Here is a 14134-nt window from a genome sequence, read left to right on the forward strand (position 1 = left end):
CCGCTACTGCGGGCTTTTTTATTTCTTGGCATTTGGGAAGAAGAGTTGCTCGCCATCACTCTTGTAGCTGGCAATGACATCTTGACCACTCTTAGAAATAAGCCAACCAATGAATTCCTGTCCTTGTGCTTTTTTCACATGAGGGAATTTCACTATGTTTACTAGCATCACCCGATACTGGTTAAATAGTTGGGGTCGCCCTGAACCAGCATGACAAGATCGCCACGATTTTTAAAGCTAAGCCAAGTGCCGCGATCAGCCAAGATGTAGCCATTCATTGCGGAAGCGGTATTCAGTGCGGGACCCATTCCGGATCCGGCTTCTTTGTACCAGGATGGTCCTGGAGAAATGGAGATGCCGGCGCCTTTCCAGTAGCGCAGCTCTGCTGCATGAGTACCGCTTTTATCAGAGCGCGATACAAACGCCGCTTGAGCGGCGGCTATTTTCTGGAGTGCAACTTGAATATCTTGGCCACCACCGACTTTTGCTGGATCTGACTTCGGTCCTACCAGAATAAAGTCGTTGTACATTACTTCGTAGCGTTTAGTGGAGTAACCTTCTTCCACAAACTTTTCTTCAGCGGGTTTGTCATGCACAAACCCTACCTCTGAATCACCGCGACGACCAATATCTAATGCCTGGCCTGTGCCAACAGCAACAACCTTGACTTCAATACCTGTCTTCATCTTAAAGATCGGCAACATGTAATTAAAGAGGCCGGATTGTTCGGTGGAGGTGGTGGAGGAGACCACAATACTGCTCTCTTGGGCGTAAGTTGAAAGTGATGTAACTGATAAGGTCGTTAGGATGGTGAGGAATAGTCTGCGCATCATTGTTTGGCTGAATTTTTAAGTGGTTGATTAAATGGTTATCATCTCATACATTAATACTTATTGAATATGCAAAATATTGCATATGCAAATTGAAGCCCGCCCAACCCTGATTGTTAAAAGCCAGACTGATGGCAAAAGCTCTATAGATCTCATCTGGATTTGCCAGTTATTGCAGGATATTGGCCGCGGCAGCTCCTTAGTTGTTGCCAGTAAAAAATCGGGTGCTTCTTACAGGGGTTCATGGGGGAAGCTGAATCAAGTTGAGCATGAGTTAGGTATGCAACTCATTTTTAGAGCCAAGGGACATGGCTCAAAGCTTACTGAATTCGGACATTTTTTCATTCAGTTTATTGAGGATATGCAAGTAGGATATTTAAAGCATGACGCTCAGTATCAAGAAATTTTGCTAAAAGAAATAAAGAAAATACAAAAAATAGAAAGTATTCGTTGGAAATTTTTCTCGAGCAGTGATTCATTAATTCAAAAAGCCGCTGGAGCAATCAAGGGGGTGGAGCTCAAGATCGCTGGATCAGGCGAGTCCCTCGAGAGACTTTTAAATAATGAAGCGCACATTGCTGGATATCATGTTTCTTGTCCAGTGAGTTCAAGAGCAATTTATCAACGTTTGTCTAAAAACAATATTGCAATTTATCCCGTAATGAAGAGAACACAGAGATTGATTGTCAACAAAGGGAATCCGCTGCATATTCGCACGGTAGAGGATTTGGTTGATAAAAATGTGTGTTTTATTAATCGGCAGATCGGTTCTGGAACGAGATTATTGCTCGATAGCCTACTCATGGAAGAGGGGATTGATCCGCTGGAGGTGAATGGATACCTACATGAGGAATTTACCCATTCAGCTGTGGCCAACGCTATTCTTGCGGGTAAGGCGGACGTGGGATTGGGGGTGAAAAACATTGCCATTGAAAATAATTTGGGTTTTATCCCCTTAAAAGATGAAATTTTCTTGATCGCAATGCACAAAGAAATGGCGGCTCAAGTCATATCTTCTAAGTTGATACGCAAGATTCGCAGTTATTCTGGGGAGACTCCTGGATATAAGGCGGTGAGTTTAAATAGACAAATTCGGGACTGGCTGTAGACTTCTCTGATCTCAAAGTGTGCGTGAATCCGCTAGAATGAATTTCATATGGCTATGAGACTTCTGGCTTTATTTGCGACATTATTCTTGTATGCGGGATCTGCGTTTGCGCAAATCTCTGCTATTGCTGTTGCGGCCAATATGAAGGATGCTTTTGCGGAGATTGCAGTTGCATTTAGATCTACAGGCAAGCCTGAGATGAGGGTGGTGTATGAATCCTCCGGTAATTTCACAGCACAAATTCTCAACGGAGCGCCTTTTAATTTATTTATCGCAGCAGACGAGCAGTTCCCGCTTGAGCTCTACAAAAATGGCAGAACTAGTGATGAAGGCGCTATTTATGCCATTGGTCAATTAGTCATCATCACCAAAACATCCTCAGGTATTTCTTTGTTAAATGCCAAGGCGGATATCGCAAAAGCGATCACTAAAGCAAACAAGATTGCTATCGCAAAGCCTGAGCTTGCGCCCTATGGCAGGGCGGCGGTGTAGTATTTAAAATCGGAAGGGCTTTGGGAGCTCGCTAAAGATAAGCTGGTTTATGCTGACAATATTGGCGCGGCGACAGCTTACGTTGTCAGTGGCGCCGTTGATCTAGGGTTTACTGTTTTTTCTTTGGCTAAAACACCTGAGGTAGCTAAGCAAATGAGCCTCTTGCTAGTAGATGCAAAAATGTATGAGCCTATTAAGCAGCGCATGGTGCTGATGAAAGGCGCTCCTCAAGAAGCCGTTGATTTATATTATTTTATGCAGAGGCCTCAATCTCAATCCATCCTGCAAAAATTCGGCTAAACCACTCCTTAGTCGCCTATTGATTTATCCGGTCGCCTTCATGTATTGAAGCATGTCATGCAAAGTCCCTTTAGGTGATTTCTGTAATTGCTCTACTACTGCATCATAGTCTTGGGCGGGGCGACTCTGGCTTAGTTTGAATTTGCCAATCAAGCTCTTGATTTCAATCTCAATGCCGATAATCGCTTTGAGCATCGTTTGCACATATTCCTCCGGCGCGTCATCAAGCTTCCATGTGGATTGATGGGTTGGCTCATGAATGTCTGTCATTTGCGCGACATGACTTCTAGGCCATTGCGGAGCATCAATTAATTTCATAGCGCCTTCCGCGTGGACAACCGCATAGTTCCACGTTGGAACTACTTTTCCAGTCTCTTGTTTGGAGAGATACCAGGCGGGGGTGATGTAGGCGTTTGGTCCATTAAAGATGACGGTGACAGAAGCATTGCTGCTGGACGCAACTTGAGTCAGTGGATTCATTTTGGCAATGTGACCATAAAGCTTGGTTCTATCGTCACTCAACATGAGGGGCAGGTGATTAATTTCTAGACGACCATCTAAGTTGCCGACAATAGTAGCGAGGGGGTATTCGGAAATGAGTTGAGCCAGCACTGCGGGGTCTTCAACTAAAAAATGGTTTGATAAGCACATAACTCAGTAGCGTAGGTGAGATGTGAATCGGTATGCATTAAGCGCGCTGATTTTGTCCTGGATCAAGCTCCGAGTCTCTTAAATGGTTCATTATTGTCAATGAAATAACCATTTAAACGAATGATATTCATTCTCATTTATCGTTATAATAGGCCTTAAACCAGCAAAAAGCACATATTGAATGAATTTAGACCAGGTCGACTTAGGCAGTCTTTATCGCGTCAGTGAAGTAAATGCCCCTAAAGGCGCTCCTCAAATTAAGGGGCAATTGGAAGATATTGGCTTTTTACCTGGCGAGCATGTCACCGTACTCCGCAGTGGTTTGTTGGGTAAGGGGCCATATATGGTTCGTATAGGGGCCTCCACTTTTGCATTGCGCCAATCAGAGGCGCGCTTGATTTTGGTTGAGCCCCAATCGCATGCCTGAATCCAAGGTCCATTTCTTCCCCAGTGAGCCCCTGGTCGCTTTATTGGGTAATCCTAATTGCGGCAAGACAGCCTTATTTAATTTATTGACCGGTAGTCGTCAGAAGGTGGCTAATTATTCTGGAGTGACGGTTGAGCGCAAAGAAGGCCGTTTAACCTTGGAGTCGGGGAAAAATATTCGCATCTTGGATTTGCCCGGCGCTTACAGTCTTTATCCTAGGTCTTTAGATGAGCGTGTAACTTGCAATGTGTTGCTTGGCAGAGCGGAAGGTGAGAAGCGGCCAGATTTAGTCATTTGCGTATTGAGTGCGATGAACTTACGTCGTAACCTGCGTTTGGTGTTGCCTGCAAAACGCCTTGGCTTGCCCTGTATTGTTGTTCTCAATATGCTCGACATCGCTAGGCGTCAGGGCCTACAGATTGACACTGCCGCACTCTCAAATGAATTGGGCCTGCCAGTTCTCACTAGCATCGGTATTCAATCAAATGGCGCGGATGAGATCAAACATTTTTTAGCCACTCTCGACTGGCGTAATTTAAGCAATCTGCGTACTGGTACGGGCGATGCTACTTTAGAAAATGTCGCGTCACATATTGCGCATGCTGAATCTGACAACATTCAGGTGCAACGAATTTTGCAAAACCTCACACTAGATCGAATCATTCCGGATGATCTAAGTGATCGCCTGGATGCGGTATTGCTTCACCCAGTTTTTGGTCCATTGATTTTGGTAGTGCTTCTTTTTTGTATCTTCCAGGCGGTATTTAGTTTGGCAACCATACCTATGGACCTCATTAAGTCTGGGGTTGAATACACTGGTTGTCAAATCATCGAGTTCTTACCCAATACTTGGTTACGCAGTTTATTAATCAATGGGATTTTGGCGGGCTTAGGTAGTGCGGTGATTTTCTTGCCCCAAATTTTGATCCTGTTCTTCTTTATTCTTATGCTTGAAGAGTCTGGGTATCTACCGAGAGCCGCTTATCTGCTGGATAGAGTGATGGGCTCGGTTGGGCTCTCTGGTAGGTCTTTTATTCCACTGCTCTCTAGTTTTGCTTGTGCGATTCCTGGGATTCTGGCCACCAGAAGCATTTCAAATGCGCGCGATCGCATGGTAACAATCCTCATTGCGCCCATGATGACGTGTTCTGCCCGCTTACCTGTCTATGCCTTACTAATCGCCGCGTTTATTCCCGAGCAAAAGCTTTGGGCTGGGATTGATTTGCAGGGTTTGGTTTTGTTCTTATTATACCTCGCAGGAATTTTAGGCGTCATGACGGTGGCATGGATTCTGAAGCGCTTCACTAGCGAAGAATTTAGGATGAATGCGCTTATGATGGAATTACCAAGCTATCACTTGCCTCGCTTTGGTAATTTGGCAATCAGCCTATGGCAGCGCGCTGAAATATTCTTACGTCGTGTCGGTGGAATTATTTTGCTGATGACAATTGGCTTGTGGGTTTTATCCAGCTGTCCATTTCCGCCAGAAGGCGCTACCGGTTCGCCCATTCAATATAGTTTTGCCGGCATGCTAGGTCAAGCGCTAGCGCATGTGTTTTCTCCGATTGGCTTTAATTGGCAAATTAGTATTGCTTTGGTGCCGGGGATGGCTGCTCGCGAGGTGGTGGTGAGCTCATTGGCAACGGTATACGCCTTATCAAGCTCAAGCGTGGATGCCGCCGACGCACTGATCCCATTGATTTCCAGTGGCTGGTCTTTAGCTACTGCGTTGTCCTTGTTGGCGTGGTTTGTATTCGCACCCCAGTGCTTATCCACCATAGCGGCAGTCAAGCGGGAGACTGGAGGATGGAAGATTCCAGTCATCATGTTGAGTTATTTATTCGGACTAGCGTATTTTGCCGCATTTATTACCTATCAAATTGCTAGCGCCCTTGGCTTGGCTTGATTGATATCAGAGCAAGTTTTTCTAATTTCGGATAATCTCTTAACATTCCTTGTTTAAGAGAACATTCCATGCCCTTTAAATCCTTTTCCTTCCTTCTGTGCTGCATGACATGTGTGTTTATCTCTAATTCGGCTTTAGCTCAGTCTGGTGAAAATACTTTATAAGCAAGTTTGCGCTAACTGTCACGGCACGGGAGTGCTAAATGCTCCAAAGTTTGGTGATCAAGAAAAATGGGCGCCTTTGGTCTCCGAAGGTCGGGTTACGCTAACTGCGCACGCTTATTTTGGGGTTAGGGGGATGCCGCCTAAGGGTGGAAATCCCAATCTCGGTATCGAATGGTTTTCGGATGCCTTGGTTTATATGGTAAATAACTCAGTCGGGAGCTGGAAGTCACCAGATGCAACAACAATTGTCGCCATCAACAAAGAGGTCGATGCACGCAAAGCGGGTCTAAATCAGACTTAATTAAGCAGAGCCAATCAAGGGCCAACGCTTTAAGTGAAAAGCGTTGGCGTACGAAGCGGCATTAATCCACTTTAATATTGGCATCCTTCACTACTTTACTCCACATCGTTAACTCCCTTTGAATGCGTTTGGCGGAATCCACTGGAGAGAGGTAATTCACATACACCCCAGCTGCTAATATGCGCTATTGAACTTCGGGGCGCTGCAAAATAATTTTGATATCCGCACTGAGTTTATCGATAATGGGTTTGGGTGTTCCCGCTGGAACCAACAGTCCAAACATACTCACCACATCGAAGTTAGGCAGGCCGGTAGCTTCCGTAACCGTAGGCACATCTGGTAGTTGACTAATGCGCGTTTGGCGGTGGTAACCGCGAGCGGTCTTAACTGACCGGCCTGGATAAATTGCAGGGCTGCCGGTACGGTTTCAGACATTGTTAAAACCTGTCCGCCTACTAAGTCAGTCATCTCAGGGCCACTACCCTTATAAGGTACATGCAATCAATCTAAACCAAGCTGATAGCGAAACATTTCCATCGCCAGGCGTTGTCGAGCAACGGCACCGGAGGAGGCGAATGTGAGTTTGCCGGGGTTTGCTTTCGCATAGACAATGAACTCTTTCATATTCTTTACCGGCACAGAAGGATTTACTACAAACACCAGTGGCCAAACACCCACCACATCGACGGGCGTGAAATCTTTTTCCAAGTTGTATTTGATCTTATCTTTATAGAGACTCACCAAATAGAGATTATTGGTTATTGCGCCGCATTCCTAACCACCATTGCCTTCTTGCCTCAGGCGGTTCGGTCTTGGCGTACCAAAGATCTATCGGGGATTGCCTTTGGCATGTATGCGTTATTTACTTTTGGGGTTGGTTTATGGCTGATCTATGGCTTGATTATTGAGAAGTTGCCCCTCATTCTGGCAAATGCGCTGACCTTCATTTTGGCCTTGAGTATTTTGTTCTTGAAATTGCGCCGTATTTCTACCCAGCGGAAATAACACACTAATTCACCCTAATTCATACAAAGGCTTTTATGTCTTCAGTATTTGTGATTGACTCACCACCAGTTATCTCATTGCCTGTAACAGGTGATACTCGTCGTTTTGCTGTCAATCGCATTTATTGCGTTGGGCGTAACTATGCCGATCATGCGCGTGAGATGGGGCATGATCCCGATCGTGAGCCACCATTCTTTTTTATGAAGCCGGCCAATTCGATTGTGGCTGATGGTAAAGATATGGCTTATCCTAATTTATCGAATGATGTCCATCATGAAATTGAAATGGTTGTGGCGATCGGCAAGGGTGGCGCGAATATTCCCGCGGATAAAGCGCTAGAGCATGTCTATGGTTATGGGGTTGGCTTGGATATGACTAGACGCGATCTTCAGGGTGAGGCCAAGAAGATGGGGCGCCCCTCGGATAGTGGCAAAGCATTTGATCAGTCTGCGCCATGCGGTGAGATAACTCCGGTAAGTCAATGCGGTCATCCCGCCCAAAGTCCTGTGAAGTTATTGGTGAATGGTGAGGTTCGCCAAGAGGGTGACCTCAATCAACTCATTTGGAACGTGCCTGACACCATCGCCTATCTCTCCACCTTATTTACTTTAGAGCCTGGCGATCTCATTTTGTCAGGCACTCCGGCAGGTGTTGGCCCCGTGAAAAAAGGCGATGTATTGGAGGGGAGTGTCGTTGGCATACCGAATTTAAAGGCAAAAATTATCTAAATTTAAAACAGGCCCATTGATGAATAGTTTGCTCAAGAGATTGGGGCTTTTGTTGCTGGCGGCAGGACTACCATTTTTGCTTGCCTCTTGCGCTTCTCAACAAGCGGCCAATCCACCAGCCAGCCTCTATGCAAACGCAAGTCCATTGGATTTGCGTTTAAGCAAAGGGCCCTACCCTTATCCCTTAAAAGAATTTAAGACCTCCTTATAGGGGCAGCCGGCAAGCATGGTTTACATGGATGTCGCTGCACTCGGGAGGCCGAAAGGTGTAGTTGTGCTATTTCATGGGAAGAATTTCTCTAGCGACTATTCGGCCCCAACAATCGCGGGCTTATCTAAGGATGGTTATCGAGTGATTTCTCCAGATCAGGTTGGTTTTGGCAAATCCTCCAAGCCTGATGTGGCCTACCACTTCGATGATCGGGCTGCTAACACCCAAGCTTTATTGAAATCTCTTAACATTCAACGAGCTTCGGTCGTTGCCAATTCAATGGGTGGCATGGTCGGCATTCGGTTTGCTCGCCTGTACCCGCAAACTGTGCAACAGTTGGTTCTTGAAAATCCTCTAGGGCTTGAAGATTACAGCAGAGATATTCCGACTCAGAAAAATGATGATTTGCTTAAGCTCGAAATGGCGCAAACCGAGACCAGTTATCGCCGCTTTCTACAAAGTTACTTTCCAAACTGGCAACCAAGTTATGAAAAGTTTGTAGAGGTTTATGTTCGAGTGCAAAAAGACCTGGATTATCCGGCTTACGCAAACACTTCAGTATTAACATATCAAATGATCGTGGAAAAACCGGTGGTCTCCGATTTGTCAGATTTAAAAATGCCAGTGTTATTGGTGATTGGTCAAAAAGATCCCACTGTATTTGGTCGACGCTTTGCGCCACAAGAAGCAGTGAAGTCACTGGGGAATTTTCCGGAGTTAGGCAAAAAGGCGCAGTCAGTGATTCCGAATGCGAAATTAGTGCCTATTGAAAATGTAGGCCATGTGCCCCATGTCGAGGTGCCAGATCAGTTTGTGAAAATCGTAGTGGAGTTTTTAAACTCCAAGAGCTAAAGCATTAGCGCTGGTTCTTACTCCCCGAGCCACTGCGGTGAACGACATTCTAAAAAGGCGTTCACTCCCTCCATAAAGTCTTTGCTGTTATAGGTTTCACGCATGAGATCTGTGCAATCAGGCAGATTATTTTGAAGTAAGCACGCTATGGCAAGTTTGCTTGCTTTTTGGGTGATTGGCGCAAGGACTGCTAATTTTTTTGCAAGAGCATCTGTTGCTGCGCAAATCTCCGTTGTCTCTACGGTTTGATAGAGAAAGCCGGACTCCAGTAACTCTGGCGCCTTAATTAACTCTGCAGTGAGTAGCATCTTTTTGACTGCGGGCACTCCCAGATGTGCTGCAAGCCACGATAAATTGTTTGGTGACAAACAATTGCCGAGAGTTTTGGCTACTGGTATACCAAAATGCGCATCAGGCGTAGAGATTCGAAAGTCGCAGGCAGTGGCCATTAACAGTCCGCTTCCTACTGCTAAACCTTCGATCATCACTATGGTTGGTATGGGTAGTTGCTGTAGGGGGGCAAAGATATGATCGACCGCTACTTCATATGCTTCGTTTTCTTTGAGGTCAACAAACTGCTGAATATCGCTTCCAGAAACAAATGCTTTATCACCCGCCACATGAAAAATGGCTACTCGAACATCCGCATTGGTGGCCAATGAATCGCAAATCTGCTTAAGCTCTTCATACATGGGCCAAGTGAGGGCATTACGAGCGGCAGGGTTATTAAAGGTAACCCGCGCAATCATTCCATCGATTTCTAGGTTCAAACAGGGTGGGGTGGAGTTCACAGTCATGGAACTATTCTATACAAAAGCCAGTATCTCGACCCCTCAAAAAAGACCTTTTCGTAAGCGCTGTCATATAGTTTTAGTCAGACGGAGAGTGTCCTGGGATAGCATTCTCTTATGTATATGTCCCTACCTTTTCTGACAGTTTTTATTGGACTGGTTTTAGTCTGGTTTGAGAAGCGTCTTGCGGGTTTGGTGGTTTTAGCGATCACTGTCGGAATTCTTTCATGCTGGTCTCATTTCCATGCAACCAGCCATCTCAATATCAGTCTGTAATTGATTGTGAGTAGGCATTCTTTTCCTTCGTTAGCGGCTTTAGGTAATCAGCTTGCGTTATTGGCCATTGTTGGCATGCTGTCCTATGCGTTTATCGATCAACTCTATTTTGGTGAATTACCTTGCCCGCTGTGTTTGATGCAGCGCATTGGATTTGTCATTATTGGGTGTGCTTTGGTTTTGAATATTCGTTGTGGCGCTCATTCATCTCACTATGGTTGTGGGATTGTTGGTGGCCTAGTGGGCATGATGGTTTCTTTGCGCCAAGTGCTTTACATGTTTTGCCTGGCGATCCAGTGTTTGGTAAAACTTTTTTGGAATTGCATTTTTATGCTTGGGGTTATGTTGGCTATACCGGTTTTCTACTGGGATTGACTATCTTGCTAATGCTGCCTAATCGAGCAGTGCGCTCGCGCTCTTGGTTTGCGAATACGATTCTTATTCTTTTTATTCTTTTAGTTTTTGGAAACCTTGTTTCCACTTTGCTTGAGTGTGGTATTGGTCCTTGCGCTGATGATCCTGTGAAGTATGAGGGCTTGTTATGGCTGCGCTCTCGCTTTGGTTTTTTAATCTAGACCGCTCGGTCTAGTTCTGAGTTGATGAACCATGGAATTCTCTAAAGTGCTGAAGAGCTTTTTGTTTGCAATTGCGGTATGTCTAACTTTTCTTGCGCATGCGCAACCAGGCTCAGTAGCGAATGCAAAATGGCCAAAGCAATCCGTTCGGATTATTGTGACATTTACTCCTGGGGGTGCGCCTGATATCTTGGCGCGCGTTTTGTCGGAAAGTTGGCAGCAGAATTTGGGTGTACCCGTATTGGTGGAAAATAAACCAGGGTATGGCGGTAATATTGGTGCCGATCTGGTTGCTAAGAGCGAGCCCGATGGCTATACCTGATTAATTGGTACCGTTGGCATTCATGCGATCAACGGCGCGCTTTATGAAAGGATCGCTTTTGATCCTGTAGAGGATTTCACGCCGATTAGTTTTTAGCTAGTACGCCGAACGTTTTGATTGTGAATAAGAAATTGGGCGCGAGCAATCTTCATGAGTTAATTGATCCAGCGAAAGCCAAGCCTGATCAACTCACTTTTGGCTCTCCAGGAGTCGGCACTTCACTACACATGTCTGGCGAATTATTTAAAGAGATGGCTGGTGTGCAAATACGCCATATTCCCTACACAGGCCGCGCCCAATCATTGCCGGACTTATTCAGCCGTCGGATCTCAATGCTGTTTGATAATTTATCTTCCTCTTTGGCTCTAATTAAGGCTGGTGAAGTGCAGGCGCTGGGAGTTACTACGCCGAAGCGCTCTCATGCAGCCCCCGAGATCCCCACTTTAGCCGAGCAGGGCATGACTGGATTTGAGGCGATATCTTGGTTTTCATTAATGGCGCCAGCCAATCTGCCGCCCCCCATTCAAAAGCGTCTAAATCAAATGGTTCGTCAGACCTTGAGCAATCCCGAGATTAAGTCTCGACTGTTGGCAAATGGTTTAGATCCTGCGCTCAGTAGCCCAAAAGCGCTTTCTCAGTTAATTTCTTCCGAGGCTGCTAAATGGGGTAAGGTGGTACAGCAATCGGGTGCAAAATTAGAGTAGCAAAACATTTGCTATAAATAATTGATTTTCTCGTCAGCCTAACCGTATTTAAGGCGTTATTGCTAGTAAGGCTAGTAAAAACTAAAATGGACTCACTAGGAAATGCAAGACCAATATATTATAGGGGTCGATCATGAAAGTATTCAATAAATTCAGTATTTTAGGAGTGGCCTTGTTGGCTTTATTGTCGGCTTCACCGGTGATAGCCCAAGCAGGTAATGTAGGCTGGAATGTATCGGTTGGCGGGGGTTATGGCGGTGGCTGGCGTCCAGCGCCATACGGAGCTTATGGACGTGGTTGGGATCCTGGATGGGGAGGTAATTGGGCTTATGCTGGCCCTTATTACGGACCTTATGGCGGCTATTGCGCTCCACCCGTAGTGTATTCACCACCAGTGGTGACTTATCTCCCACCATCTCAGCCTATTGTTTTGGCTGCTCAACCCCAACCTGCGGTTTGGTATTACTGTCCCGCTAGCGGAAAATATTTTCCATATTTACAAGAGTGCCCCAGTGGCTGGCAAACTCAATCCGAAACTCCACCGGCGAGTAACGCTCAGCCTAGGCAGCCACAGCACTAATTTTTTTAGAATTTCAGAATAGTTAAAGGTTTTAATATGAAACGATTGACTCGCACCGCAGTATTAACTGCATCTGTTATTGCATCATTAACCGCATGCGTATCCGCGCCAACTGGTCCGACTATCGCCGTCATGCCACGCGAGGGTAAGCCTTTTGAGGTATTTCAACAAGAAGATCAAGTGTGCCGACAATTTGCTGCAAATGCAGTGAAAGATACAGGCGATGCCGCTCTGAAGGAGGGTGTTACCAGTGCAGCTCTTGCTGCAGCCCTAGGCGCTGCAGCTGGCGCCGTCATCGGTGGCGGTAGTCATACTGGTGTTGGAACTGGCGCAGGTGTAGGATTATTGGGCGGTTCTGCAATTGGTGCTATGCATGCATCTGGAAAGCAAAACCAAGCACAAATCCAATACAACATTGCTTATCAGCAGTGCATGTACTCTAAGGGTAATCAAGTTCCTAGTTATGCAGTGCCTGCTTCAGGCCAAGGTTATCGTTGATCCCGAGGTGTACTCGCTTTTTAGACCTCAACTGGCGGATGGGTCTTCTCATAGCGCTCCGCTGTTCTTCTAAAGAGGTAGAGCAAGAGGCATGCAGCGAGACCTAGGCTGAGACTATTGCCGGCCCAGAAGCCGTTGGCACCTTGCAAGAATGTTGGCGTATTGCCCAATACATTGAAGCCCATGAGGTAGCCCCCACCTAGGCCCACACCCCAAAGTGAGCCGGCATAAATCAACATGGGCCAGAACGCGACGCGGTACGATCGCAGAATAAAGGCTGCTGTGATTTGCAGGGCATCAAACACTTGATAAAACGCAATAAACAGAAAGAGGGGAATTGAGAATGCCTTTACCTCTGCTGGCGGATCGTATAAGTCCAACATCTGAAATCTAAAAATCCAAACAACGATACCAATGCCGATACAGAGTGTAGTGGTAAAAAATACCGAAGACCAACCGATCTCTTCAGCGCGCTTGGGTTTGTTCGCGCCAATCGCTTGAGACACTAAGGTCATCGTGGCGATGGAGAGGGATAGTGGCACCATGTAAATAACAGTCCCAATATTGGCCACAATTTGGTGTCCTGCTAATGCGGTAGTGCCAAGACGCGCAATAAACAGAGACATAAAAGTGAAAGAGCTCACTTCAATTAAGTAGCTAAATCCAATGGGGGTACCAAGCTTTAGCAAAGTCCAAATGCGATGCCAGTCCGGCATGCTGAAGCGCGCGAAGATCTTAAATGGTCTATAAAAGCGATCAAATAACACAAACCCTAAAGTCATGAGTAGCCATGACCAGTTGATGATGACGGTGGCAACTGCGCATCCAGGGCCACCCATGCCTTCAAAGCCTAGACCACCATAAATGAAAAGTAAATTGAGTGGCAATTTGAGTGCTAGGCCAATAATCTGCACCACAGTGATTACAGTAGGGCGTGATACCGCATTGTGAAGGGCCATTAACACGCGCATGCCCATGCTCGCCGGTAACCCAATTGCCAATATGCTGAGGTATAGCTTTGCCTTGCCTTCAATGCTGGCATTCATTTGGGAGATGGCAAGCAAGTGATCCGCATTGAGCAAAATCAGGCAGCCGAAAATAGTCAGACCTAAAGCAAGCCAGGTCGCTTGACGAACTTCTTCACCGATTTCTGAAAAGCGTTTAGCGCCAAAGAGTTGGCCGACAATCGGGGCGATGGCGGATATGACCCCAGTCAAGCCAACGTAAATGCTAATGAAGATGGCTGAAGCCATTGCTAGCCCGGCTAGGTCATCAGCGGAGTAGCGCGCTGTCATCGCGGTGTCTAAGACGCCAAACGCAATCACAGCCAGTTGACCAATGAGCAAAGGCCCGGCAAGTTTTAATAGAGAGGGGATGTCCTCGCGTAGGCGCGATAACTTAAAGTGCAGCACG

General features: G+C 46.2%; 18 protein-coding genes and 3 pseudogenes. 15 read left to right on the forward strand and 6 right to left on the reverse strand.

Annotated features, from left to right (window positions below; all coding sequences use genetic code 11):
* Nucleotides 1–18: 18 nt before the first annotated feature.
* Nucleotides 19–833 (reverse strand): annotated as a pseudogene (locus tag DXE35_RS03055) (ABC transporter substrate-binding protein).
* A 169-nt stretch (nt 834–1002) separates the two neighbouring features.
* Between DXE35_RS03055 and DXE35_RS03060 the strand changes: the two are divergent.
* Together DXE35_RS03060 and modA are read left to right on the forward strand one after the other, a co-directional pair.
* On the forward strand, nt 1003–1938 hold the full coding sequence (locus tag DXE35_RS03060; protein ID WP_231969973.1) for a substrate-binding domain-containing protein: 936 nt from the start codon (nt 1003–1005) through the stop codon (nt 1936–1938).
* A 54-nt stretch (nt 1939–1992) separates the two neighbouring features.
* Nucleotides 1993–2730 (forward strand): annotated as a pseudogene (modA, locus tag DXE35_RS10240) (molybdate ABC transporter substrate-binding protein).
* 24 nt (nt 2731–2754) lie between these two features.
* Here modA and DXE35_RS03070 read toward each other — a convergent pair.
* The gene (locus tag DXE35_RS03070) at nt 2755–3381 is read right to left on the reverse strand and encodes an FMN-binding negative transcriptional regulator (protein WP_114689526.1); all 627 of its coding nucleotides are present in this window, start codon (nt 3379–3381) and stop codon (nt 2755–2757) included.
* Nucleotides 3382–3562: 181 nt separating this feature from the next.
* On the opposite strand from DXE35_RS03070, the gene DXE35_RS03075 reads away from it, so the two are divergent.
* From DXE35_RS03075 to DXE35_RS03085, 3 genes are all read left to right on the forward strand, one after another.
* Nucleotides 3563–3808: a FeoA family protein gene (locus tag DXE35_RS03075; RefSeq protein WP_114689527.1), complete on the forward strand. Its 246-nt coding sequence runs from the start codon at nt 3563–3565 to the stop codon at nt 3806–3808.
* A complete protein-coding gene (feoB, locus tag DXE35_RS03080; RefSeq protein ID WP_114689528.1) occupies nt 3801–5714 on the forward strand; it encodes a ferrous iron transporter B in 1914 nt (637 codons plus the stop codon). Before DXE35_RS03075 ends, feoB begins: the two co-directional genes overlap by 8 nt.
* 147 nt (nt 5715–5861) lie before the next feature.
* Complete coding sequence (locus DXE35_RS03085) at nt 5862–6179, forward strand: c-type cytochrome (RefSeq protein WP_162784949.1); 318 nt, start codon at nt 5862–5864, stop codon at nt 6177–6179.
* 184 nt (nt 6180–6363) lie between these two features.
* Here DXE35_RS03085 and DXE35_RS10245 read toward each other — a convergent pair whose 3' ends face one another.
* Together DXE35_RS10245 and DXE35_RS11315 are read right to left on the reverse strand one after the other, a co-directional pair.
* The gene (locus DXE35_RS10245) at nt 6364–6513 is read right to left on the reverse strand and encodes a tripartite tricarboxylate transporter substrate-binding protein (protein WP_231969974.1); all 150 of its coding nucleotides are present in this window, start codon (nt 6511–6513) and stop codon (nt 6364–6366) included.
* A pseudogene (locus DXE35_RS11315) lies at nt 6465–6920 on the reverse strand (tripartite tricarboxylate transporter substrate-binding protein). Before DXE35_RS11315 ends, DXE35_RS10245 begins: the two are co-directional and overlap by 49 nt.
* Nucleotides 6921–6932: 12 nt before the next feature.
* On the opposite strand from DXE35_RS11315, the gene DXE35_RS03095 reads away from it, so the two are divergent.
* The 3 genes from DXE35_RS03095 to DXE35_RS03105 all read left to right on the forward strand — a co-directional run bounded on the left by DXE35_RS03095 (nt 6933) and on the right by DXE35_RS03105 (nt 8975).
* Nucleotides 6933–7184, forward strand: coding sequence for a SemiSWEET transporter (locus tag DXE35_RS03095; protein WP_415070274.1), 252 nt, complete (start codon nt 6933–6935; stop codon nt 7182–7184).
* A 35-nt stretch (nt 7185–7219) separates the two neighbouring features.
* The gene (locus DXE35_RS03100) at nt 7220–7912 is read left to right on the forward strand and encodes a fumarylacetoacetate hydrolase family protein (RefSeq protein WP_114689530.1); all 693 of its coding nucleotides are present in this window, start codon (nt 7220–7222) and stop codon (nt 7910–7912) included.
* A 226-nt stretch (nt 7913–8138) separates the two neighbouring features.
* Nucleotides 8139–8975: an alpha/beta fold hydrolase gene (locus DXE35_RS03105; RefSeq protein WP_197713944.1), complete on the forward strand. Its 837-nt coding sequence runs from the start codon at nt 8139–8141 to the stop codon at nt 8973–8975.
* Between the two features lie 17 nt (nt 8976–8992).
* Here DXE35_RS03105 and DXE35_RS03110 read toward each other — a convergent pair whose 3' ends face one another.
* Nucleotides 8993–9772, reverse strand: coding sequence for an enoyl-CoA hydratase/isomerase family protein (locus tag DXE35_RS03110; RefSeq protein ID WP_114689531.1), 780 nt, complete (start codon nt 9770–9772; stop codon nt 8993–8995).
* 117 nt (nt 9773–9889) lie between these two features.
* Between DXE35_RS03110 and DXE35_RS10260 the strand changes: the two genes are divergently transcribed.
* The 7 genes from DXE35_RS10260 (at nt 9890) to DXE35_RS03130 (ending at nt 12721) form a co-directional block, all read left to right on the forward strand.
* Complete coding sequence (locus DXE35_RS10260; RefSeq protein ID WP_231970143.1) at nt 9890–10042, forward strand: DUF5993 family protein; 153 nt, start codon at nt 9890–9892, stop codon at nt 10040–10042.
* Nucleotides 10043–10117: 75 nt separating this feature from the next.
* Nucleotides 10118–10417, forward strand: coding sequence for a disulfide bond formation protein B (locus DXE35_RS11320; RefSeq protein WP_415070276.1), 300 nt, complete (start codon nt 10118–10120; stop codon nt 10415–10417).
* Nucleotides 10418–10428: 11 nt separating this feature from the next.
* Nucleotides 10429–10617 carry a hypothetical protein gene (locus tag DXE35_RS11325; RefSeq protein ID WP_415069892.1) on the forward strand — a complete coding sequence of 63 codons (189 nt, stop codon included), beginning with the start codon at nt 10429–10431 and terminating at the stop codon, nt 10615–10617.
* 31 nt (nt 10618–10648) lie between these two features.
* Complete coding sequence (locus DXE35_RS10925) at nt 10649–10939, forward strand: Bug family tripartite tricarboxylate transporter substrate binding protein (RefSeq protein WP_269459856.1); 291 nt, start codon at nt 10649–10651, stop codon at nt 10937–10939.
* A gap of 119 nt (nt 10940–11058) precedes the next feature.
* Entirely contained in the window at nt 11059–11643 is a 585-nt protein-coding gene (locus DXE35_RS10930; protein WP_269459857.1) for a tripartite tricarboxylate transporter substrate-binding protein, read from the forward strand.
* A 133-nt stretch (nt 11644–11776) separates the two neighbouring features.
* Nucleotides 11777–12223, forward strand: coding sequence for a hypothetical protein (locus DXE35_RS03125; RefSeq protein WP_114689532.1), 447 nt, complete (start codon nt 11777–11779; stop codon nt 12221–12223).
* A gap of 36 nt (nt 12224–12259) precedes the next feature.
* The gene (locus DXE35_RS03130) at nt 12260–12721 is read left to right on the forward strand and encodes a glycine zipper family protein (RefSeq protein ID WP_114689533.1); all 462 of its coding nucleotides are present in this window, start codon (nt 12260–12262) and stop codon (nt 12719–12721) included.
* A gap of 20 nt (nt 12722–12741) precedes the next feature.
* On the opposite strand, the gene DXE35_RS03135 is transcribed toward DXE35_RS03130, so the two are convergent.
* Complete coding sequence (locus DXE35_RS03135) at nt 12742–14133, reverse strand: MATE family efflux transporter (RefSeq protein WP_114689534.1); 1392 nt, start codon at nt 14131–14133, stop codon at nt 12742–12744.
* Between the last annotated feature and the right edge of the window lies 1 nt (nt 14134).

Source organism: Polynucleobacter necessarius, assembly GCF_900095215.1.
Lineage (GTDB): Bacteria > Pseudomonadota > Gammaproteobacteria > Burkholderiales > Burkholderiaceae > Polynucleobacter > Polynucleobacter necessarius_H.